This window comes from Sorangium sp. So ce385 (assembly GCF_051474135.1).
GTDB classification, from domain to species: domain Bacteria; phylum Myxococcota_A; class Polyangia; order Polyangiales; family Polyangiaceae; genus Sorangium; species Sorangium cellulosum_D.
Map to the genome: position 1 here is coordinate 11,765,260 of NZ_CP150337.1, position 20,858 is coordinate 11,786,117.

General features: G+C 71.7%; 16 protein-coding genes and 2 pseudogenes. 9 read left to right on the forward strand and 9 right to left on the reverse strand.

All coding sequences use genetic code 11. From position 1 onward, the window contains the following. The first annotated feature begins 332 nt into the window (after nucleotides 1–332). Nucleotides 333–1,058 (forward strand): caleosin family protein, encoded by a 726-nt coding sequence (locus tag WME83_RS43060; protein ID WP_437315514.1) that lies wholly within the window; start codon nucleotides 333–335, stop codon nucleotides 1,056–1,058. Between the two features lie 79 nt (nucleotides 1,059–1,137). Further along, nucleotides 1,138–2,475: a glycosyltransferase family 87 protein gene (locus tag WME83_RS43065; RefSeq protein WP_437315515.1), complete on the forward strand. Its 1,338-nt coding sequence runs from the start codon at nucleotides 1,138–1,140 to the stop codon at nucleotides 2,473–2,475. 124 nt (nucleotides 2,476–2,599) lie between these two features. On the opposite strand, the pseudogene WME83_RS43070 reads toward WME83_RS43065, so the two are convergent. Further along, nucleotides 2,600–2,686: pseudogene (locus tag WME83_RS43070) on the reverse strand (hypothetical protein); the annotation flags it as partial. A 63-nt stretch (nucleotides 2,687–2,749) separates the two neighbouring features. Beyond that, on the reverse strand, nucleotides 2,750–4,147 hold the full coding sequence (locus WME83_RS43075) for a hypothetical protein (RefSeq protein ID WP_437315516.1): 1,398 nt from the start codon (nucleotides 4,145–4,147) through the stop codon (nucleotides 2,750–2,752). 115 nt (nucleotides 4,148–4,262) lie between these two features. Here WME83_RS43075 and WME83_RS43080 point away from each other — a divergent pair, with 115 nt between their 5' ends. Both WME83_RS43080 and WME83_RS43085 read left to right on the forward strand, forming a co-directional pair. After that, nucleotides 4,263–4,718 (forward strand): PIN domain-containing protein, encoded by a 456-nt coding sequence (locus WME83_RS43080; RefSeq protein WP_061623091.1) that lies wholly within the window; start codon nucleotides 4,263–4,265, stop codon nucleotides 4,716–4,718. Nucleotides 4,719–5,012: 294 nt separating this feature from the next. After that, nucleotides 5,013–6,314, forward strand: coding sequence for a putative metal-binding motif-containing protein (locus WME83_RS43085; RefSeq protein ID WP_437315517.1), 1,302 nt, complete (start codon nucleotides 5,013–5,015; stop codon nucleotides 6,312–6,314). Here the strand turns inward: WME83_RS43085 and WME83_RS43090 are convergent. After that, nucleotides 6,274–6,834, reverse strand: a complete 561-nt coding sequence (locus WME83_RS43090; protein ID WP_437315518.1) for a hypothetical protein — start codon at nucleotides 6,832–6,834, stop codon at nucleotides 6,274–6,276. The genes WME83_RS43085 and WME83_RS43090 overlap by 41 nt on opposite strands. Nucleotides 6,835–7,198: 364 nt before the next feature. Between WME83_RS43090 and WME83_RS43095 the strand changes: the two genes are divergently transcribed. Both WME83_RS43095 and WME83_RS43100 read left to right on the forward strand, forming a co-directional pair. Next, nucleotides 7,199–7,369 carry a hypothetical protein gene (locus WME83_RS43095; RefSeq protein WP_437315519.1) on the forward strand — a complete coding sequence of 57 codons (171 nt, stop codon included), beginning with the start codon at nucleotides 7,199–7,201 and terminating at the stop codon, nucleotides 7,367–7,369. 30 nt (nucleotides 7,370–7,399) lie between these two features. Continuing rightward, nucleotides 7,400–8,584 (forward strand): aldo/keto reductase, encoded by a 1,185-nt coding sequence (locus WME83_RS43100; protein ID WP_437315520.1) that lies wholly within the window; start codon nucleotides 7,400–7,402, stop codon nucleotides 8,582–8,584. Nucleotides 8,585–8,624: 40 nt separating this feature from the next. Here the strand turns inward: WME83_RS43100 and WME83_RS43105 are convergent, their stop codons facing one another. The 6 genes and pseudogenes from WME83_RS43105 to WME83_RS43130 form a co-directional block, all read right to left on the reverse strand. Beyond that, complete coding sequence (locus tag WME83_RS43105; protein ID WP_437315521.1) at nucleotides 8,625–10,814, reverse strand: sensor histidine kinase; 2,190 nt, start codon at nucleotides 10,812–10,814, stop codon at nucleotides 8,625–8,627. A gap of 177 nt (nucleotides 10,815–10,991) precedes the next feature. Then, a complete protein-coding gene (locus tag WME83_RS43110; RefSeq protein ID WP_437315522.1) occupies nucleotides 10,992–12,590 on the reverse strand; it encodes an FAD-dependent oxidoreductase in 1,599 nt (532 codons plus the stop codon). Between the two features lie 215 nt (nucleotides 12,591–12,805). Next, nucleotides 12,806–13,759, reverse strand: a complete 954-nt coding sequence (locus tag WME83_RS43115; protein WP_437315523.1) for an ABC transporter substrate-binding protein — start codon at nucleotides 13,757–13,759, stop codon at nucleotides 12,806–12,808. Nucleotides 13,760–13,840: 81 nt separating this feature from the next. After that, nucleotides 13,841–17,131, reverse strand: coding sequence for a metallophosphoesterase (locus tag WME83_RS43120; RefSeq protein WP_437322109.1), 3,291 nt, complete (start codon nucleotides 17,129–17,131; stop codon nucleotides 13,841–13,843). A 126-nt stretch (nucleotides 17,132–17,257) separates the two neighbouring features. Next, a pseudogene (locus WME83_RS43125) lies at nucleotides 17,258–17,581 on the reverse strand (WD40 repeat domain-containing protein); the annotation flags it as partial. Beyond that, nucleotides 17,482–18,096 carry a hypothetical protein gene (locus WME83_RS43130; protein WP_437315524.1) on the reverse strand — a complete coding sequence of 205 codons (615 nt, stop codon included), beginning with the start codon at nucleotides 18,094–18,096 and terminating at the stop codon, nucleotides 17,482–17,484. The pseudogene WME83_RS43125 and the gene WME83_RS43130, both read right to left, overlap by 100 nt. Nucleotides 18,097–18,363: 267 nt before the next feature. On the opposite strand from WME83_RS43130, the gene WME83_RS43135 reads away from it, so the two are divergent. The 3 genes from WME83_RS43135 to WME83_RS43145 all read left to right on the forward strand — a co-directional run bounded on the left by WME83_RS43135 (nucleotide 18,364) and on the right by WME83_RS43145 (nucleotide 20,677). Then, nucleotides 18,364–19,131, forward strand: a complete 768-nt coding sequence (locus WME83_RS43135; protein ID WP_437315525.1) for an SDR family NAD(P)-dependent oxidoreductase — start codon at nucleotides 18,364–18,366, stop codon at nucleotides 19,129–19,131. A gap of 246 nt (nucleotides 19,132–19,377) precedes the next feature. Beyond that, nucleotides 19,378–19,740: a GFA family protein gene (locus tag WME83_RS43140; protein WP_044989406.1), complete on the forward strand. Its 363-nt coding sequence runs from the start codon at nucleotides 19,378–19,380 to the stop codon at nucleotides 19,738–19,740. Nucleotides 19,741–19,918: 178 nt separating this feature from the next. Continuing rightward, on the forward strand, nucleotides 19,919–20,677 hold the full coding sequence (locus WME83_RS43145) for an NAD-dependent deacylase (protein ID WP_437315526.1): 759 nt from the start codon (nucleotides 19,919–19,921) through the stop codon (nucleotides 20,675–20,677). Nucleotides 20,678–20,858 lie beyond the last annotated feature (181 nt).

Below are 20,858 nucleotides of genomic sequence, written 5' to 3' on the forward strand. Positions count from 1 at the left end.
CCCGCGCTGAGACATTCGCTCACGGCCGGGCGGGGCGGGACGTGGGACGGCTCCTTCACGAAGCCCTCTCCGGACGAACGCGCTGGAGCCCTCTCCGGACGAACGCGACCACCGCCCCACGCGGCGCCCCGCGGCCGAGTGCGCCAACCTGGGCCGCTTTTGCGACCGCTGGCCACTTCACGAGGCAATTTGCCTCACAGTGGGGTACCGGCCGCGACGCGAGCACAGCAGATTTCGACCCCCCCGCCCCGTTCCGCGCGACTCGGCCTGCATCGTGCTTCCGCGCCCGGCAGGCACGCGCGCCAGGGTCGCGGACGCGGGAGAGGTGCACGATGGACGAGCTGAACGGCGGACCGAGGACCTTCGAGCCGACCGAGCCAAGAGGGGAGCCCGGGAGCTCGGCGGACGGCGGACCGCCGCCGCGCGGCGCGGCCCAGGGCGAGGGGCGCGGGCCGGGAGCGTTCGTGTCGGCGTCGGCGACCGGGGACGTGCGCGGCGCGCAGCGGGCGGCGCTCGGCGACAGGACGGCGCTCGAGATGCACTCGGCCTTCTTCGACAGGAACCACGACGGGATCATCACGCTCCGCGAGACCTATGAAGGGCTCCGCGCGATCGGGATCGGGCGGGTGCTCTCCGCGTGGTTCGCGCTCGTCATCAACGGGGCGCTCGGGCTCCCGACGTCCCGATCGTTCGTCCCCACGCTCTCGATCACGCTCGAGAACATCCACCGAGCGAAGCACGCGAGCGACACGGGCGTCTACGACAAGGACGGCAGGTTCGATCCGCAGAAGTTCGACGAGCTGTTCGCGCGCTGGGACAAGGACCGCGACGGCGCCCTGAACGCGCGCGAGCTCGTGGCGCGCACGCTGGGAGATCGCGACCTGCTCGACGTGTTCGGGTTCCTCGCGTCGGCGGGCGAGTGGGCGGTGCTCTATGCGCTCGCCGGCAAAGGGGGGAAGCTGACGCGCGAGCAGCTGCGCCGGATGTACGACGGGACGCTCTTCTACGAGCTCGAGCGAGAGAAGCAGGCCGCCCGAAGCGCGAGCGCGCCGGCGTGATCCGCGGAGTCGGCGGCGCCGGAGCTCCGGCCAGGACACTTGACAACCCGGACGAACACGCCAGAACCTGCGCGCCGTAATGTCGTTCGCAGCCGCCGTCAAAAAGCGCCTCTCGGGCGAGCTCCCGAGTTACCTCGCCATCTTCGCGTTCGCCACGGGCGCCGCCTGGCTCTGCGTCCTCGATATCGTCCTCAAGCAGCCAGTCGCGATCGATTTCAAATCGTTCTACGCGGCCGCCGTCGCCGCCCGCCGGGGCCTGGACGTGTACGACGTCGAGGTCCTCGAGGCGATCGCGACGGAGCTGCGGCTCCCGCACGATCCGACGTTCCCTTATCTGTATCCGCCGTTCTTCGCGCACACCTTCTCGTGGCTCGCGCGCCTGCGCCCGAGCATCGCCCAGCAGACCTGGTCCAGCATCGCCGTGGTCAGCTACGGGCTCGCCGCGACGTTCACCGCCTTCGCTGCCCGCCGCGCGTCGCCGGACCCGCTCGGCGCGGCCCGCCGGAACGCGGTCCCGACGGTCCTCATCGCGCTCATCGCCTTTCTCGCGTGGGCGCTCAACCTGCGCAACAGCCTGGCCATGGGGCAGGTGAACCCGCTGGTCCTCGCGTTCATCTGCGCCGCGCTCGCGCTCTCGGTGGCGCGCAAGGACATCCCCGCGGGGCTCGCCCTCTCCGTCGCCGCGGGCATCAAGGTCACGCCGATCCTGCTCGCGATCCCCTGGGTCATCGAGCGGCGCTTCCGCGCGCTCGCCGGCCTCGCCGCCGGGTTCGCCGCCCTCGTCCTGATCAGCCTGCCGTTCGGCGCCGGGCCGGCGTGGCTCGAGTTCCTGCGGCGGCTGCCGCGCATGTCCCACGGGGCCAAGATCCCGGGCCTCTTCGACCCGGGGACGGTGCCGAATTTCTCGCTCGCCGGCTTCTACGCGCGGCTCTTCGACGGGGACGCGGCCGCCGTCAAGCTCGCGTCGGCGGTCACCGTCCTGCTCCTCCTCGGCGCCGCGCTCGCGCTGGCAGGCCGCTCCCCCCCGCCGGCGCGCTCGCTGCGGCTGCTCCTGCCGCTGCTCGTCACGATGGTCGTGGCGAGCCCGTTCACCTACGTGCACCACGTGCTCTACCTCTTCCCGGCCGCGCTCTACGCGCTCGACCGCGCGGCCGCGCAGGAGCGCCGGCTCGAGATGGGCGCGCTCGTGGTCCTGCTGTCGCTCGCCACCATCGATTTTCCTTACGTCTACGACCGCTTCAAGGGGCGGTTGCCGGAGCTCGCGCTGTCGGTGAACCTGTATGTGCTGCTCGCGATCTACGCGCTCGGCATGTTCCTGCTCTGGCGGGAGCGGCGCGACGACGCGGCGGCGCGGGAGTCGCCCGTGCCGGAGAGCGACCGCGAGATGGCGAGCGGCCTGGCCACCGCGCGCCGGTAGAGCGGATTTCGCTCGGGTTTGGTGCAGACGTCTCTCGGCTCTCGTCTTCCGTGCGCGTTCTTCGTGCGCGATTCCCCGGAATCAGCGCGCACGCGCACGCGCACGCGCACGAAGAGGCGCACGGAAGACGGAAGACGGAAGACGGAAGACGGAAGACGGAAGACGGAAGACGGAAGACGGAAGACGGAAGACGGAAGATGGACGACGGGAGAGGAGAACGAGAGACGGAGGACGGGGTCTCAGTCCCAGCCGAGAACCGCGATAGAGCACCAACTCACGTCGACAGGTACGCCGTGGTGGAGCTCAGGATGACGTTCCCGCTGGCGCCGTTGAACTCGCGCTCTTCCGCCGGAGCGCGCGCGCTGACGAGCGCCGCGGCGGCGGGGCGGAGCACGTCGGTGAGGGCCTGCTGCCGGAGCCGGTGGAGCTCGTCGGCGGGCAGGAAGCCGTGGGAGGGCGGGAGCTCGCCGCCGACGCTGCCGGGCGACTCGGAGACCAGGTGGTCGAGCGCGCGCGCGAAGGCCGCGGCGACGCGCGCCCGCAGGCCCGCGCCGCCGGCGGCGATGGCCCAGCGGACGAACGCCCAGGCGAGCTCGGCGTGGCGCGCCTCGTCGCGCGCGATCGAGAGGAGCGCCATGCGCACCGCCGGCGGCTGCGCGGCCTGGGCGGCGACCTCCGCCTCGATCGCCGAGAGGGTCTCACCGATGCAGCCCTCCACGACGGTGGCGAGGGTGAGGGCCTCGAGCGAGCCGAGGTCGTCGAGCGCGCCGCCCAGCGGCAGCGGGCCGACGCCCACCGGCTCGCCCGCGTAGGCCGAAGCGATCGCCAGCGCGAGGCGCGCGTGCCGCACCTCGTCGACCGCGGCGCGGTGCGCCGCCTCGAGCAGCTGGGGAGGCGCGCCGATCGCCATCAGCCCGAGCGCGAAGCGGCCGAAGGAGGCCACCGAGGCGTGCTCGTTCTGGCCCCGCTCGGCCCAGCGCCGGGCGAGCTCGCGGCGCTCGGCGGGCGCGAGCTCCCCCAGGTCGGTGTCGGCGAGCGCGCGCTCGAAGCGCCGCACGTCGGTCTGCGACCAGGCGCTCGGGGCGCGCGCGAGCGGCGCGACGCGAGGCTCACCCCGGACCAAGAGCGGGCGCCCCTCGCAGGCGATGGACCCGACGAGGTAGCAGCAGCTCGCGGGATCCGACGCCGTGCGGTTCGCGTAGGGGCCCTGGATCGACTCGTCGCCATCCGCGCCGTCGCCGTCGCACATGCACGTCCCCGAGCCAGGCGGGAGGTCATCGATGTGCGGCGCCGCGGCGGAGGCCGCGGGGCAGGCGCCGTCGACCGGCGCCGTGCAGTGCACCTCGTAACAGCACTGGCCCATATAGCCGCCGTCGTGGAACGGTCCAACGCAGGTCGGATCCGGATAGGGATCGAGCGGCGCCGAGGCGTCGGGAGGGCCGGCCTCGCCGCCGCCCCCGGAGGACGACGCGCCTCCCGACGAGGCCGAGCTCCCGCCGGACTGCGACGATGCGCCTCCCGACGAGGCCGAGCTCCCGCCGGACTGCGACGATGCGCCTCCCGACGTGGTCGAGTCCCCGCCAGAATCGATGTTTGGGCCGCAGGCGGATGCCAGAGCGAGGCTCGCGCCCCACTGGGACGCGACGAGAAGACGGCGCAGCAAGGTTCGCATGTCCGGTGATAGGCAAGGCATGTACCGCGCAGAATCAGCGGATTTCCCACCGCCGGGGCGCCCCGCCGTGCCAGCCTGTGCCATTATGGCCCTCGCCGCCGCCCGGTGAGGTCTCATGCGGTTCGTGCTCGATAGCTCCGTTGCCATCGCCTCGATGAAGCCCGCCGAGCCCGGGCACGCGGACGCGCTCGCGTTTCTCGAGCGCGCCCGCGCGGCCGTGGCCGCGGGCGCGGCGCGCGTGCTCGCGCCGCCCGAGCTGTGGCTGGAGGTGTACGTGGCCGAGCAACGGCTCGCGACGTCGCGCCGGGGCGCGCCCGCGGCCGCGAGCGCGCTGGGAGGCCTCGCCGTCGAGCTGGTGGCGCCCGAGGACGAGGGCGCCATCGCCGAGTTCCTCGCCCTGCTGACGAAGCGCATGCGCGGCCGCAGGCCCTTCGCCAACGCGACCGACCTCGTGTACCTGTGGGCCGCCCACCGCACCGACGCCACCGTCGTGACCCTCGATGAGGGCCTGCTCAAGTACCACGGCGTGGTTTGCGACGTCACACGGCCGCAACACGCGCGGCTCGCCTGACGCGCCAACGCACCGCGCCGAGCGGCGAGCCGCTCCTCAACACCCGCCGTCCCGGCAGCGCGAACGCCGCGCGAACGCCGCACGAACGCCGCACAAATAACCGAGAGCCGGCGCTGCCCGGGTGGCCGCAGCACAATGTTTCGCTCTGCGCATACCCGCTTGTCGCATCCATCGCGTGCGGCTATCCCTGAGCGTCGCAGCGGCGCGCGCGGAGCTCGCGAGCCCGAGCTGCGCGCGAGGCGCATGCGAAGTACATCGCTTTCTTCACCGGCCCTCTCGGTGAGCTTTGCCCTCTTGACCACGCTGGTCGCATCGGAGGCCCATGCGCGCCGCGGCGGGACGGCGGTGGAGGGGTGCAACGGCTGCCACACCGGCGGCGCCGCGCCCACGATCACCATCGATCATAGCCCCGCGAGCCCGGCGGCCGGCGAGGCGGTGACTCTGCAGGTCACGATCCAGTCCGCCAACATCAACGCCGGCGGCGTCTATCTCCGCACCGGGACAGGCCGCCTCGCGCCCATCGACGGACAGGGCACTCACCTCATCGACGACCGCCAGCTCGTCCACTCCGCGCCGAAGCGGGCGAGCGGCGGGGTCGTCCGCTTCGACGCGCAGTGGATCGCGCCGGGGGCGCCGGGCGGGGTCGTGGTCGAGGTGTGGGCCGTCGCGGCCAACGGCGACAACGGCCCTCGCGGAGACGGCGCGTCGGCCGCCAACACCGCGTTTGCCTACGGGTGCGAGGGAACGACGTATTACCTCGACCGCGACGGAGACGGATTCGGCGACTCCGGCGTGCCCAGGGTCGACTGCGCCCAGCCCGCCGACCACGCGCCGCGCGGCGGGGATTGCGACGACTACAGCGTCAACATCCACCCCGATCAGGGCGAGGCCTGCAATGGGCGCGACGACGACTGCGACGGTCAGATCGACGAGGATCTCGCGGTGACCACGCAGTACGAGGACGCCGACGGCGACGGGTACGGGTCGCTCTTCGGCGCGACGGTCGAGGCGAAGTGCCCCCCCGACGGCTACGCGCCGAGCTCGAACGATTGCAACGACAGGTCCCCTGACGTCCACCCGGATGCGGTCGAGACGTGCAATCTGGCCGACGACGACTGCGACGGCCGGGTGGACGAGGGCGTGCGCGAGGTGTGCGGCGTCGGGATGTGCGCGCGAGAGGCGATCGCGTGCACCCCCGGGTCGTGCACGCCCGGCGAGCCGAGCCCCGAGACGTGCAACGCGCTCGACGACGATTGCGACGGCGAGACCGACGAGGATCCCGGCCTCTGCGCGCCCGGCGAGGGCTGCCCGAACGGCACGTGCAGCAGCGGGACCGGCGGCGGCACCCCCGGGAGCACGAGCGCCGGCAGCGCCGGCGCCGGGGCCTCCGGGGCCTCCGGGGCAGCCACGGGCGGCGGGGCGCCCGACGAGGGGGGCGACGGCGGCGGCGGCTGCGCGGTGGATCCCCGGGGCGGGTCTCCGTGGCGGCTCCTCCCGCTCCTCTCGCCGCTCGTCCTCCTCGCCTTACGGCGCCGGCGGAGGGCTCTCACCGACGTCAAAGCGTACCGTAGCTCTCGGGGAAGTCGCGCTGAATGACGGCATCCCGGTCGAACAGGGCGTGGAGCATGGCGCAGCGGTAGGGGTCGCTCGCGGCGTCACAAGGCTGCACCTCCGACCGCAGCTCGTCGACGCTGACCACCGCCCTGTCGTCCGGGCGGAGCGCCACCGACTCGAAGGCTCGGGCGAACGGGACGTCGGGCGCGCGCGTCTCGCCGGCGTGGCAAAAAGCGCAGGTCGAGTTCTGCTCATTGAAGACGACATGCTCGAACGGCGCTTCCGGTGCGAGCTCGCTCTCCACCGGAAACGCGATTTCCCCCTTCAACGATCGCGCGTCGCCTCGGCGCTCGCCGAACTCGAGCAGGTCGCGCCCCGGCCCCTCCGGCACGACGGTGAAGACGAGCGGATCCAGGAACACGAAGATCCGCGGGCTGCGACGATCGAACGACGGCTGGGCGCTGGTGGCGCTGAGGGCGGCGGTCATCTGCAGCGGACCTGCGAGGTGCGCGAGAAAGCACGGGAGCTCGAGCGGCTTCTCCAGCGTATTCACCATTCGCACGACCTCCGCGATGCTGCGCGGGTTCTGCGCGAAAGGTGCGGGCGCGCAACCGGCTGCGCTGCTGCCATCGAGCATCGTCGCTCCACCGGCGGCGGCGTCGGAGCCGTCCGAGCTGCAGGCGATCAGCCCAGCGCCGAGGCCAATCACGAGCGAGGCACGGGCGCTGGCCCAAAGGGCTTGGCTCGCTCGAGGCCTCAGCGCTTCGGAGGCTCGTCGGTGGTGTCGGGGGCGGCGGCTGAACGCCTGGTCGCACGAAGTGCGCGGTGCCCAGCTCCGAGGCTGTGGTTTCGCTCGCATTGGGGGATCAGACCGAAGCAAAGGGAGAACCCTCACATCGATGTGAGCGCTCACATCGACTGTGTCAATGCAAATCGACCCGCTCGCGGGGAGCGTCGAGCCCGAGGGAGGCGCGAACGGCGGCGGCGCCGTCGACCCCCGAGGCGGCTCGCCGTGGCGGCGCCGCCGGCTCCTTTCGCCGCCGCCGCTCGCGCTCCTCGCGTTGCGGCGCCTGCCGAGGGCTGTCACGGTGCGGTAGATTCCCCCGCCCGAGCCTGAGGTGACACGCATGCTTTATCGCCGCTTCGGTCGCACCGAGATCCAGATGCCCGTCCTCTCGTGTGGAGGGATGCGGTACCAGCACTCCTGGAACGACAAGGACCGCATCTCGCCGGAGAGCCAGCGCAACGTCGAGGCGTGCATCGCGCGGGCCCTCGAGCTCGGCATCAACCACATCGAGACCGCCCGAGGCTATGGCACGAGCGAGGAGCAGCTCGGGCACATCCTGCCGAAGCTGCCGCGCGACCGGATCATCGTCCAGACGAAGGTCGTCCCCGAGGCAGAGCCGAAGAGGTTCCTCGAGACGTTCGAGCGCTCGATGAAGCTCCTCCGCCTCGATCATGTCGACCTGTTCGCGCTCCACGGCGTGAACGACGAGACGCGCGTCGCGTGGTCGCTGCGCAAAGGGGGCTGCCTCGACGCCGCGCTCGAGCTGAAGCGGCAGGGGCGCGTGCGCGCGGTGGGCTTCTCGACGCACGCGCCGCTGCGCGTGATCATGGCCATGGTGCAGGACGGCCGCCTCGATTACATGAACCTGCACTGGTACTACGTGAACCAGACCGCCTGGCCGGCCATCCAGGCCGCGGCCGAGCGCGACATGGGGGTCTTCATCATCAGCCCCACCGACAAGGGGGGCAAGCTGCACGAGCCGAGCGACAAGCTCGTGCGGCTCTGCGAGCCCCTCTCGCCGATCGTGTTCAACGATCTCTTCTGCCTCGCCCGCCCCGAGGTCCACACGATCAGCGTCGGAGCGGCGCGCCCGTCCGACTTCGACGAGCACATGAAGGTCCTGCCGTTCCTGGAACGCGAGGGCGCCGCGGAGGACGCGCTCGCGCCGATCCTGCGCCGGCTCGACGAGGAGCTCGCGCGGGTGCTCGGCCGCGCGTGGGTCGACACATGGCACGTCGGGCTGCCCGAGTGGGAGGCCGTCCCGGGGCACGTGAACGTCCGCGAGATCCTGCGGCTGTACAACTACGTCAGGGCGTTCGACATGACCGCCTACGGCAAGGCGCGGTACAACCTGCTCGGGAGCGGCGACCACTGGTTCCCCGGCAACCGCGCCGAGCGTGTTCGGGAGCTCGACCTGGCGCAGGCCCTCGCCGGCGCGGCGCAGCGGCACCGCATCCCCGAGGTGCTGGCGGAGGCGCACGCGCTGCTCGCAGGACAAGAGATCAAGCGCCTCGGCAAACACTGAGTCTGGACCGGCGAACGGCTGAGCGCAGCCGCCGCGCCGGTCACGAGGCCGCCTTCGGGCGCTTCGGCCAGAAGACGTGGAAGGTCGCGCCGGCATACGGCTCCGACTCGAGCGCCACGCGGCCGCCGCGCGTCTCGACGATCTTCTTCACCACCGACAGGCCGATCCCGGTGCCCTCGACCTTGTCGCGCGCCTCCAGCGTCTGGAAGATGCCCCAGATGCGCTCCTGGAACTGCGGCGGGATCCCGGGGCCGTTGTCCTTCACCGTGAAATCGTAGAACTCTCCCGCGTCGGCGCACGCGACCTCGACGACGGCGTCCGCGCGGCGCGCGTGCTTCAGGGCGTTACCGATGAGGTGCATGAACACCTGCTGCACCGGCACGCGCTCGGCGAGGATCGTCGGCATGCCCTCGCCGACGGCGATTCGCGCCTCGGGCGGCGGCGCGAGGAGCTCGACGCACTCGGCGACGACCGCGCCCACGTCCACGGGCGAGAGCCTGTCGCGGATGCGCCCCGCGCGCGAGTAGCTGAGGATGCCCTCGATGAGCGCCTCGAGGCGGTGCACGCGGCCGCGGAGCATGCGCATCTGCTGGCGCGCCTCGTCGTTCATCTTGTCGGCGAGCCCCTCCTCGATCCACTCCGACAGGCTCGCGATGCCCCGGAGGGGCGCCTTGAGGTCGTGGGACGCGACGTAGGCGAACTGGTCGAGATCCTGGTTCGTGATCGCGAGCGCGTGGGCGAGCTGCTCGGCCCGCCGCCGCGCGCGCACCTGGTCGGTCACCTCGAAGGCGAGCACGGCGATGCCCTCGACCCTGGCCATGGCGTCGTAGATGGGCTGGTAGATGAAGTTGAAGAAGCGCTCCTCGGGCTCGCCGCCGCGCGCGAGCATCACGGCGAACTCGTTGCCGAAGAACGGCTCGCCCGTCTGGTACACGCCGTCGAGCAGCGGCAGGACCGCCGGCGCGGTCTCGGGCAGCGCGTCGCAGAGGCGCTTGCCGAGGATGTCGCGATCGCCGACGAGCTCCAGGTACCGCGGGTTCGCGAGCTCGTAGACGTGCTCCGGCCCGCGCAGGACGCAGATGCCGGCCGGGGCCTGCATGAACAGCGTCTCGAGGCGCGACCTGTGCCGCTCGGCCTCGGCGAGCGCCGCCTGCTCGCGCGCGAGGAGCTCGGCCCGCTCCTCCGCGCGGAGCCGCTCTTCCTGGTAGGCCCGCGCGCCGGAGATCGTCGTGGCGATGTGGCCGGCCGCGAGCTCGAAGAAGTCGCTGTACGCGGCGTCGAGCGCGCGGCGCGGGCTGACGCCGACCACGAGGAAGCCCTGGAGCGCGGCGTGCCCGGACCGCGAGAGCGGCAGCACGACCGCCTCGCGGCACGGCTCGGGCCAGGCGCCGCCGGGCAGCGCGCCGAACCGCTCGGCGGGGGTGTCGACGCGCCGGCACGCGCGGCTCCGCGCGACGTCCGCGAGCGGCCAGATCCCGCCCCCGTCGGCGAGCGGGATGCGCTCGGGGCTCGCCGGGCCGCCTGGGGTGAGCCCCTCGGCGGCCGCGAGGCGGGCCTCCGCCCCGCCCGGCTCGATCATGTACGCGAGCGCGAACGGCACGTCGGCGGAGCTCTCGACGAGCGTGCTCACCGAGCGGGCGATGGTCTCCTCCGGGGAGACCATCGCCGCCGCGGCGGACTGGGCGCCGAGGGCGCGCAGCGCCCGGAGGCGGCGCTCGCTGAGCACGCGCCCCGTCGTCTCGGCGCACGCGCAGAAGATGCCTCCGACCGTGCCGTCCTCGACGAGGACAGGAGCATACGAGAACGTGAAATACGTCTCTTCCTGGTAGCCGTTGCGCGACAGGATCAGCTGGAAGTCCTCGGACCATGTCGCCTGCCCGGTGGCGCGCACCCCGTCGAGCATCGGGCCGATGACGTCCCATATCTCGCTCCAGCAGTCGCGCCCCGGGCGACCCAGGAACTGCGGGTGCTTCGTCGCGCCGAGGATGGGGCGGTATGCGTCGTTGTAAAAGCGAGCGTACTCGGGCCCCCACCAGATCTCGATGGGGTGCCGTGAAGCGAGGCAGATGCTGACCGCGGTGCGCAGGCTCTGCGGCCACCGGTCGACGGGGCCGACCGGGGTGCGCGACCAGTCGAGATCGCGCATGAGCTGCGCCATCTCGCCGTCGCCGGCGAGGAACGGCGCCTCGCCGGGCGGGGCGGCCGCCCCGGGCTTTTCGCTCTCCTGCATGGCTCTCCGTATCCTGGACACGCCGCCGTGTCACACTTCCTCACCTACCGCGACGAGCGCGGGAGCCTCTGGACAGCCCGCCCGCCCGCGCCGGCGCCGCCGATGCGCTGCCGGGCGGGCGCCTCCGCGGCAGGCCGCGCCGGGGCGAGCGCGGTGTTCCGGGGGGCGACGGCGCGCTCATCCGGTCCGGGCGAGCCGCTTGTCGGCGGGCGCCTCGGCCTCGCCCGGCGTGGCGGTCTCGACGGGCCTGAGGTCGCTCGTCGCCGGACCGTGGATGACGCGGCCGGTGCACTCGAAGCGCGACCCGTGGCAGGGGCAATCCCACGTCCGCTCGGCCGGGTTCCAGGCGACGATGCACCCGAGGTGGGTGCACACGGCCGACCGCTCGTGGACATGGCCCTGCGGATCGCGGTAGACGGCGAGCTTCGTGAGCCCCCGTCTCATGATGGCGCCCATCCCCGGGGGCAGCTTCTCCACGTCGTCGAGGTCTCCCCCCGTCAGCCAGTCGGCGTACTGCGCCGCCGTGTTCAGGTTCTCCTTGAGGTACTCCGACGCCGATTGCAGCGTGAGGTTGACGCGGCCCGGGTCGTAGAGCTCGGCCCACGCGTTCTCGCGGCCGTGGACGAGATCGTTCAACAAGAGGCCCGCGATGGTCCCGTGGGTCATGCCGTTGCCGCAGTCGCCGGTCACGAGCAGGATGCGGGACTCCTTCTTGAGGCGACCGATGAACGCGAGCCCGTCGGCCGTCTCCATGACCTCGCCGGACCAGCGGTGGACGACCTGGCCCGCCTGGGGGAAGCGCTCCCTCGCCCAGGCCTCGAGCCGGGCGTGGCGCTGATCCGCGTCGTCGGCCTGACCGGTCTTGTGGTCCTCGCCGCCGACGATGAGGAGCTCGTCCGGGCCGTCCGCGCCGTCGAGGTTGCTGAGCCTGACGTAGTGAAACGGATCCTCGGTGTCCCAGTAAAGGCCAGCAGGGATGGAGCCCCGCGGCACGCGCAGGGCGATGACGTACGTCCTGTAGCCCGCCTGCTTCATGTGCACCGAGATCCACGGCAAGAACGGGGAGTTCGTGGCGAGCACGACCTCGTTGGCGACGATGTTCACGCCGCGGTCCGTCTTGACGACCACGTGGTCGGGCTCGGCTTGCTCGTCCACGTCGACCACGTGGGCCCTCGTGTAGATTTTGCCCCCGTACCGCTCGACGGCGCGGGCGAGGCCCGCGAGGTAGCGGAGGATGTGGAACTGGGCTTGATCGGGGAACCTCGCCGCGATGCCGGTGTTGAAGTCCTGGAGGGGCGCCCGGTCGACCCCGTGCACGCGCTCGAGGCCGGCCTGGTGAGCCGCCTTGATCTCGTCCTCGATGGTGCTCGACGGCTGCCCCGGCGCCGCGAACAGGTACCCTGGCACCCGGCGGAAATCGCAGTCGATGCCCTCGTCCTGCACGATCCGCTCGATCGTGTCGATCGCGGTGGTGTGGCTCTCGGCGGCCAGCCGGAGGCGCTCCGGCGCGTGGAGCTTCGCGAGCTCGGTCCAGCGGCGGTCGAGCGCGTTCACGATGTGGGCTGTCGTGAAGCCGCTCTCGCCCCCGCCGATCACGCCGTCATCGAGGACGATGACGCCGCGGCCCTCCTTGGCCAGCATGTACGCGGTCGTGAGCCCGGCGATCCCCGCGCCCACCACGCACACCGTCGCTCTGTGCTCGGCGGCGAGAGGGGCGATGGGCGGGAGCACTGCGTTGGTCCAGGCCGTGTCTTTGTCGTACGCGCGATCGGTCATGGAGCGCCTCCGGTCGGGGCGAGCCGACCGTGCCGGGCGGCTCCCTCTCCCTCGCGCCCTGCAAGCGGTTTGCCATCGATTTGAGCCGAGAGCGGCGCGTTCTGCGCGCGATGGGGCCCGGCTGCGTGGCAATTTGCGACAGCGCGCGTGGCGGATGGCACGGCTCGCACGCTCGGACGGTATGCGGGGGCGACGGCGCTCGCGGCTCGCCTGGCTCACTCCTCATCGAACGGGCGCGGCCGGAGCTCCGCGTCGAGCCGCACCACCGACCGCGCGTGCGCGCGGCGCGCGGCGGCGAACAGGGCCGGGTGCGAGCACGCCGCGAGGATCTCGAGCGACTCGACGATGCGGGGGCCAGGGCGGTTGAAGAAGGCGTTGCCGTCGGCGACGTACACGCGCCCTCGCGCCACGGCGCGGTAGCGCGCCCACGGGAGGGCGCGGGGCAGGACGTCGAGCTCCTCGAGCGTGCGCTCCAGGGTGAAGCCGCACGGCTTGATCAGGACCACGTCGGGGTCGAGCGCGGCGAGGTCGGCCGGCGAGAGGGTGGGCGCGTGCTCGCCGGGGCGCGTCACGAGGGGTTCTCCGCCCGCGAGGGCGATGAGCTCCGGCATCCACACGCCGCCGATCATGACCGGATCGATCCACTCGACCGCGAGCACGCGCGGCCTGTCCGGCGCCGCGGCCGCGCGCGCGGCGACGGCGGCGACGCGCGCGCGCAGCTGCGCGACGAGCGCCTCGCCGGCTTCGGCGCGGCCGATCGCCCCGGCGACGCGGCGGATATCCGCCCAGATGTCGTCGAGCCGCGTCGGGTGCAGGTTGACGATGCGCACGTCCTGCCGCGCCAGCCGGGCGACGGCCGCGCGGACGTCGTCGAGTGAGACCGCGCAGACGTCGCAGAGGTCCTGCGTCACGATCACGTCCGGCCGCGCCTCGCGGAGGGCGCCTTCGTCGATGTCGTAGACCGCGAGCGCGTCCCGGAGCACGTCGCGGACCGCGGCGTCGATTTCCCCGCTGGAGCGCGCCGGGGCGAGCCGGGCGCGCGTCAGCACCGGGAGGCCGCCGAGGCCCTCGGGGAAGTCGCACTCGTGAGAGACGCCGACGAGCTCGCCTTGCGCGCCCAGCGCGCAGACGATCTCGGTCGCGGACGGCAGCAGGGAGGCGATGCGCATGCGCGCCATCTTAATCGCTGCAAAGGGCGCCCGCGCGCCTCGAGGTACCAAGACGCCGCCCGGATGGCTCGTCCGTCGCCGTCAGACGAGCGGGACATCGTAATAGGTGCGCCGCTCGCCCGGGCCCGCGCCCGGCCACACGGCCCAGCCTTCCCATGCGCCCGTCTGCCTCTTCAAGCAGCGCGTGTGCACACGGAGCCGCGCGTGGTCCCGCGACAGCTCGACGACGTTGTAGAGGCGCGGGATCGCCTCCGGTCGTTCGCGCATCGAGGCGCCGAAGGAGCCGGCGCCCGCGACGCGCACGCTCCGCGTCGGATGCAGATAACCGATGTGATCGGCGCGGTCCTCGTGCACGTGACCGTGCAGACACAGGCGCACGCCGGCCTTCTGGAGGTTGCCGACGAAGGCGTCGTCCTGGATCTTCTCGTTCCCGGTGACGGGGTGGTGCCACACCGCGATCCGCAGCACCGCGGCGTCCGGCGCGAGCCGGCCGTCTTGCCGGGCGCGCTTCTGCTGGAGATCGGCCTCCGCTATCCCGCGCGCGAGGGCGCCCGGGCAGATGCCGGAGCGCTCGGGCCAGTACTCGTCGATCTCCCACGCCGAGTTCAACGCGAAGAACTGGAGCCCCGCATCTGGGAACAGCAGCGGCACGCACTGCTGCTCGGGCGCGAGCGGATAGGGCTGCTGCAGCAGCGGGTGATAGAGGTACTGCGAGAAGTTCCGGAAGCGGTTCGGGTACAGCGACTCCTCGCGGAGCTCGTAGAGGTCGCCCTGCTCCTTGTACCGGCCCGGCACGAGCTCCCCCGGGTCGACCAGGCGCCGCTTGACGGTGCGGTAGACGGGCTCGTTCCAGTCGAGGTCGTGGTTTCCCGGCACGAGGATGCAACGCTCGGCCGTGAGGTCGAAGCGAGCGATGATGCCGGAGATGAGCTCTCGCGCCTTCTCGAACTCCGAGGGGGAGGCGCGGTTCGTCACGTCGCCCGAGACCACGAGGAAGTCGAGCCTCTCGACGCCAAGGCCGTCGACGCGGTCCTCGAGATCGGCGGCGAGCGGCTGGAGGAGCGCCACGGGGTCGGCGTCGCCGCGCACGTGAAGATCGGACAGGTGCAGGATGCGTATGGGCTGTTCTGGCGCGCCGCTGGCCGCGACCTGCGCGCGTTGGATCTGGTTCACGCTCACCTTCGTCTCCGTGACGGTCTTCGTTCGTTCGTCGAGCACCGTCGTCTTCAGCGCCTGGATCCGGCGAGCGAGCTCGTGGCTCCGCGCCCGGGCCTCGGCCGCGCCGAACGTCAGCGGCTGGCGCGCTTCGCACTCCGGGCATCCGATGTCGCCGAGCCCCCTTTCGAGCCGCGCGCGCACCGCCTTCTCGGGCATCTCGCAGCCGCAAGCGCACGTCATCGTCAGCTGCTCCACGATGTCGACGCCGTGCTCGCGGAGGTGGTCTTCGACGTAGCCGACGAACAGCTGGCGCGTCGCGTCGACGGCGCCCTCATCGAAGTACACGTCGAGCCGAGCGATCCCCCGCGCGCCGGCCCCGCCGCGCTGTGAACGGCGCACGCCCGCGGTGCCCTGGCCGGCGCGCGAGAACTCGGCGCGGTCGTCCCAGAGGCGCATCGGCCCGAAGGCGCGGCCCACCGCGAGCGAGGTGACGACCGAGGCGTAGATGTTGTCCACGGCGCCGGCGAACTCGTAATACAGCGCCACGGAGTGAGGGAAAGCCGGATTGTGCTCGTTCGGCTGGAAGAGTGAGGGGAAGACGAGCAAGCCCTCGTGCCGGATGCAGATGCCGTGCTGGAGGAGGAGCTCCACCACACAGTCGAGGACCACGAGCTCCTGGTCGCGGCGGAGTCGCTCGCCGTCGTCGAGGCGCGGTAGCTTCACGGACGGCGAGAACAGCGCGGCGAGGTCGATGGCGGCGATGCCGCGGGGGTGGCTCCGCGCGAGGACGATGAGCGAGCCGGCGTAGCGCTCGATCTGCTCCACCTGGAGGACGAGCGCCCGCGTACCGTCGGCGAGGCGGCTGTCCGCGAGCGCGCCCCGGCGCGCGAGCTGCTGGACCACGGCGCGGATCGCCTCGGGATCATAGCTCCCGGGGTCCTCGTCGCGCAGCATCTGCTCGAGTTCGCCGAGCGGCAGGACCACGCGCTTCGCTGCCGTCTGAGCCTCGATCGCGCCGCGGATGCGTCGAAAGAGCTCGGGCTGGCTGGTCCTGCCGAGCTCGGACCAGTCGATGCCGCGAGCGATGGCCCGCCTCAGCGCGTCGATCCCCAGGCCCTCTTTCGCGCTCGTCGGCACGTACTCCTGGAAGCCCAGGCGGCAGGCGAGGCGCTCGATGGCCTCGCGATCGGCCGGAGCGTGCTCGTCGTCCAGCTTGGTGCCGACGAGGATCTTCCGGATGGATCGGGCTTGATGATGTCGCTCGAGCCGCCTGTCCCATGCCTCGATCTCGTCGAGCGCCGCCTGCCCTCGGCGGGGCTCGATCGCCATGAGCGCCACCGAGGTATCGCCGAGAAAGAGCTGATGCACGAGCCGGTACTCGCTCTGGCCGCCGAGGTCCCAGAGGACGACCTCGCGCTCCTCGCCGTGGGGCGGCGGGTCATGCGCGCCGTGGGGCGGCGGGTCATGCGCCGCGTCCTCGGGGAGGACCGCGCCGAGGCGCTCGGCCGGCAAGGACCAGAAGCGCATGCCGTGCGTGGAGCCGAGCTCCTCGTAGCGATCCTCGGCGAGGCGAAGCGCGAGGCAGGATTTGCCGGCGCTCCCCTCGCCCACGAGGACGACCTTGGCGCTCACCGAGTGAGCGGTGCGCGGCTGCGTGGAGGCGCTCAATAGCAATGCATCGATGTCGAGATCCCAGATGCGGAGATTCCAGCCGCCGAGCGTCGCGAGCGCGGGCGCGACGGGGGAAAAGGCGATGCCGGCGTGGAACTGGCGCGAGGTGGCCTCGGGGATCGTCGCGACAGCGTCCCAGCGGTCCGTGCGCCAGATCTTCACGGTTCCGTCGTGAGACTTGGTGGCGAGGAGCCGGCTGTCGTACGAAAACGAGACGCTCGTCACCGCGTCGGCGTGGGCGACGAGGGTGACGGCGGGCTCAGGGCTTTCTCGCTCGGTGTCGTAGATGGCCACGGCGCCGTCCCAGGAGGCGGCGGCGAGAAAGCGGCCGCTCGGCATCCAGGCGAGATCGAGCACCCCGCTGTTCGGCCCCTTCAGCGTTCGTTCAATGGTCTCCGTCGCCGCGTCCCATAAGTCGATGGTCCAGTGACGAAAGGATGCGGTGGCAAGGCGGCCGCCGTCGGGTGACCACGTGAAGGCGTGGACGTTGGAGGCATCACCGAACCTGATCGCCGCGGAACGGTCGCCCTGCCATAGATTCACATGATCGGTCCGATCGCGGAAGGCGAGGACATCGCCGGCAGGCCGCCATGCGACGCCCCAGCCGCCCTGGAGCGACGAGCCACGCACCCTGGTTGGAGGGCCACCGCGCTCCGCGTCCCAGATCAGGAGGCAGTCGTCTGCGATCGAAGCGAGGCGCCGCCTGTCCGGCGACCAGGCGACATCGAGGATATGGCTGACATGCGCCTTCGCCGACCACAGGGGAGCTCCGTGCGCGAAGTCCCGCGCGGTATCCCAGACGATCACGGTGCCGTCTGCGTGGCCGGAGGCGATGCGCGCTCCGTCGGGCGACCACGCGGGCCAAACGGTAGGCGCCCTGCTGCTTCGAGGACCTATCGAGCGAAGCGCGTGTCTACATCGAGAAAGCCAGCATGGTCGGAAGCGCCGAAATGAGCGTAGGCCGAGTTCAAGCCGAGCACGCCGAGGCGGCAGCCGTCCTTTTCGATGACGTGGACGAAGTCGCCCGGCACGAGCGGTACGGGGCCAGCCCAGCGCTCCGGGCAGCGACGCCTTTGCCATTCCGAGAACGGCTCAAACGCCGATGCCAGCCCTTCCCAGAACGGCCGCCCGGCGTGCGGGCTCCCGCCGCGCGGGGCGCGGAGTAACGCGCGAGCGGCCGGATCGCGCCAGGCTGTCGCAAGCTCGTCCGAGCGCGGCCATGACGCGTCCTGACCGCCTGGCACTGCCAGCACGACGGGCGTCGACCCCAGCTCCGCGAGGTAAGCGAGCATCGAGTCGAGGAAGGCATCCACGCGCTCGAACTCCCTGGGAAGGCCGTTCTCCGTGAGGTTGCCTGTGAGGATCAAGGCGTCCCACGGCCCCGCCTCCGCGTGCAGCTGGCGCAGGTCGCGCTCCAGGCCGTCACGAACATCCGGATGAAACAGCATCGTCGACTGGCCTGACCCCATCCGCAAGTCCGACACATGCAGCCAATTGATGCGCGCCACCGGCTCGTCTCCTCGCGGCCTTCGCCCGGCCGGTGACCGTGGAGCGTACGCGAAAACCTGACGACAAGCAGCCTCTCGGCCTCGGTCCTCGACGTCGACCCCTCAGGGCGAGCGGGTATGCTAGAAGGTGCCCGGTCGACGACACGCCTCGCCGGTACCGAACGACGTCGTCGAGGGTGCGGGCGGATGGTAGGAAACAGCCCCACCGGAGCAAAGGGGGCGGGCAGGCAGAGGGGACGACCCCCCTCGTGGACAGAGGAGGCCGCCATGAGATTGCAAGGCAAGATCGCGCTCGTCACAGGCAGCAGCCGGGGCATCGGCCGCAGCATCGCCGTTCGCTTCGCCCGCGAGGGCGCCGACGTGGCGCTCACGTACCACAAGAGCAAGGAGGGCGCCGAGGAAGCCCTGGCCGAGGTCGAGGCCGCCGGACGGCGAGGTCATCTGTTCTCCGTCGACGTCGCCTCCGTCCAGAGCGTGCAGGCGCTGATCCGGGACGTCGTCGCGCGCTTCGGCCGGCTGGACGTGCTGGTCAACAACGCGGGCATGGAGAAGCGGGCGCCGTTCTGGGAGGTGACCGAGGAGGACTACGATCGGGTCGTGAACACCAACCTCAAGGCGGTGTTCTTCGGGAGCCAGGCGATGGTCCGCCACCTGCGCGAGGCGGGGCGCCCCGGCAAGATCATCAATATCAGCTCGGTGCACGAGGATCTGCCGTTCCCCAACTTCGCGGCCTACTGCGCCAGCAAGGGCGGCGTCCGCATGCTGACGCGCACGCTCGCGGTCGAGCTGCGCGGCACCGGGATCACCGTGAACGCCATCGCGCCGGGCGCGATCGAGACCGAGATCAACGCCGACCTGCTCAAGGATCGCGACAAGCTGGGCGCGCTGCTCGGGCAGATCCCGCTCGGCCGCCTGGGGAAGCCGGAGGACGTGGCCGGGCTCGCCGTGTTCCTCGCCTCGGCGGACGCCGATTACGTGACCGGCTCGACGTACTTCGTCGATGGCGGGCTGACCTGGAACTACGAGGAGCAGTAGGCGACGCACACGGCCTGTGTCGGCCCCTCTCCGGGAGCCCGGCGCGCTCCACCAGCCTGAACGCTGGCAGCCTGAACGCTGAGAAAAGTTTCCGACAGAAGGCAATGCCTCGCCGCAGAACCCGGTGTCGGCGAGCTGCCGCTGCGGCGCGGGCACGTCCCCTTCCCGTGCATTCCCGTGCGCGAGGCGCCGCGGCGCCTCGCGTTTTTGCGTCACGCGGCCGGCTCGCTGTGGCACCATGCGCCCATGACGGAGCTCAAGACCCATACTGGTGGCTGTCACTGCGGAAAGGTTCGCTACGAGGTCAAGGTGGACCTGAGCGCTCCCGTGGGCGTGTGCAACTGCTCGCGCTGTTCGAAGCTGGGCGTGATGCTGGCCTTCGCGCCGGCGGACCAGTTCACGCTCAAGCAAGGTGGAGACGTCCTCACCGATTACCAGTTCAACAAGAAGGTCATTCACCACACGTTCTGCTCGGTCTGCGGCATCGAGTCGTTCGCGCGCGGAATCGGGCCTGACGGCAAAGAGATGTGCGCCATCAACGTCCGGTGTCTGGACGACGTCGACATCGAGTCGCTCAAGACGATGAAATTCGACGGCAAGAGCGCGTGATCGCGGCCGCGCCGGCCGGAGTCCGTGGCGGCGGACGCGGCCGGCGCGACCGAGCTTCGCGGGCCTGGGCGGTGGAGCCGCGGTCGGCCCTCGCCGGACCCGCGCCCGAGCGCCTCTCGCGCGCCCCGGGCCGATCCGCAGGCGCAAGCCCGGGCGAGGCGGGTAGACTGCGCCCCTGATGTCGATCGAGCAAGCAAGCGCGCTCCTGGCCTCGGCGCGGTCAGCCCTCTTCATCACCGGCGCGGGCGTGTCCGCGGCCTCCGGCATCCCGACCTACCGCGGGATCGGGGGGCTCTACAGCGAGAAGGGGACCGACGAGGGGCTCGCCATCGAGGATGCGCTCTCGGGCTGGATGTTCCAGCGGCGCCCCGAGGTCACGTGGAAGTACATCCACCAGATCGAGCGCGCGTGCCGGGGAGCGCGGTTCAACGCCGCGCACGCGGCGATCGCCCGGCTCGAGCGCCGCGTCCCGCGCTGCTGGGTGCTCACCCAGAACGTCGACGGGTTCCACCGGCTCGCCGGCTCCACGAACGTGATCGACATCCACGGCGATATCCGCCGCATCCTCTGCACGCGGTGCACGTACGAGGCGCACGTCGACGATTACGCGCACCTCGCCGCCTGCCCCAGCTGCCCGGAGTGCGCCGCGGTGCTCCGGCCCGATGTCGTCCTCTTCGGGGAGATGCTCCCCCTGGAGAAGGTCGAGATCCTCCGGCGCGAGCTCGCGCAGGGCTTCGATGTGGTCGTCTCGATCGGCACGTCGAGCCTCTTCCCCTACATCACCGGGCCCGTCCTCGAGGCCGCGCGAGCGGGGGTGCCGACCGTCGAGATCAACCCGGAGACGACCACGATCTCCACCGCCGTCTCGGTGCGGCTGCCGATGCGCGCGGTCGAGGCGCTGGAGGGGATCCTGTCCCGGATCGAGCCCAGCAGCTGACCGCCCCGCGTCCGGCGCGCAGATCCGAGGCGATCCCGGCGGCGCGCCGCGCGCGCTCGGCCTCGCTCGGGCGCCTCGCCGGCGCCCGTGGATTCGAGAGCAAGACCCGGAGTGCGGCGATCCGGGCGGGGGTTAAGCTCGCCTCGTGACCCGCAAGATGCGCCGGAAGGAGGCAGACGAC

Excerpts from the sequence above, each read along its gene's own strand:
- WME83_RS43060 (WP_437315514.1), top strand. The coding sequence starts at position 333 with ATGGACGAGCTGAACGGCGGACCGAGGACCTTCGAGCCGACCGAGCCA.
- WME83_RS43065 (WP_437315515.1), top strand. The coding sequence starts at position 1,138 with ATGTCGTTCGCAGCCGCCGTCAAAAAGCGCCTCTCGGGCGAGCTCCCG.
- WME83_RS43075 (WP_437315516.1), bottom strand. The coding sequence starts at position 4,147 with ATGCGAACCTTGCTGCGCCGTCTTCTCGTCGCGTCCCAGTGGGGCGCG.
- WME83_RS43080 (WP_061623091.1), top strand. The coding sequence starts at position 4,263 with ATGCGGTTCGTGCTCGATAGCTCCGTTGCCATCGCCTCGATGAAGCCC.
- WME83_RS43095 (WP_437315519.1), top strand. The coding sequence starts at position 7,199 with ATGCAAATCGACCCGCTCGCGGGGAGCGTCGAGCCCGAGGGAGGCGCG.
- WME83_RS43100 (WP_437315520.1), top strand. The coding sequence starts at position 7,400 with ATGCTTTATCGCCGCTTCGGTCGCACCGAGATCCAGATGCCCGTCCTC.
- WME83_RS43105 (WP_437315521.1), bottom strand. The coding sequence starts at position 10,814 with ATGCAGGAGAGCGAAAAGCCCGGGGCGGCCGCCCCGCCCGGCGAGGCG.
- WME83_RS43110 (WP_437315522.1), bottom strand. The coding sequence starts at position 12,590 with ATGACCGATCGCGCGTACGACAAAGACACGGCCTGGACCAACGCAGTG.
- WME83_RS43115 (WP_437315523.1), bottom strand. The coding sequence starts at position 13,759 with ATGCGCATCGCCTCCCTGCTGCCGTCCGCGACCGAGATCGTCTGCGCG.
- WME83_RS43135 (WP_437315525.1), top strand. The coding sequence starts at position 18,364 with ATGAGATTGCAAGGCAAGATCGCGCTCGTCACAGGCAGCAGCCGGGGC.
- WME83_RS43140 (WP_044989406.1), top strand. The coding sequence starts at position 19,378 with ATGACGGAGCTCAAGACCCATACTGGTGGCTGTCACTGCGGAAAGGTT.
- WME83_RS43145 (WP_437315526.1), top strand. The coding sequence starts at position 19,919 with ATGTCGATCGAGCAAGCAAGCGCGCTCCTGGCCTCGGCGCGGTCAGCC.